The 362-nt window shown below is 79.0% G+C and carries 1 pseudogene; it reads right to left on the minus strand.

What is annotated here, in order from left to right:
- A pseudogene (locus DZG00_RS16605) lies at positions 1–362 on the minus strand (PIG-L family deacetylase); the annotation flags it as partial.

Below are 362 nucleotides of genomic sequence, written 5' to 3' on the forward strand. Positions count from 1 at the left end.
CGGGGCCGGGGCGTCGGATCCCGCGGGGACAGCGGCATCGGAGCGCGCGCCGCCGCCGGGGGCGCGCGTCGAGAACCGCGGCCAGACGACGACCGCGGCCACGAGGATCGCGGGTGCGACGGCCCACACCTGGCTGATCCCGTCGGCGGGGAACAGCACGGATCCGCTCGGCCCGCGCGTGCCGAGCACCGCGACGGCCGCGACAACGCCGAGCCCGAGGCAGAGCGCGTGCAGGCGGTCGACGAGGAGCAGGCGGAACGCGACCAGGAGGCACGCGAGCGTCGCGAGCGCCAGCACGAGCCCGACGGGCAGCGCGATCCCGCCCACCGGCAGCGTGGCGCGGTGCGCGGCCGTGCCGACCG

The sequence above is a fragment of the Clavibacter lycopersici genome, assembly GCF_003576405.1.
Taxonomy (GTDB): Bacteria; Actinomycetota; Actinomycetes; order Actinomycetales; family Microbacteriaceae; genus Clavibacter; species Clavibacter lycopersici.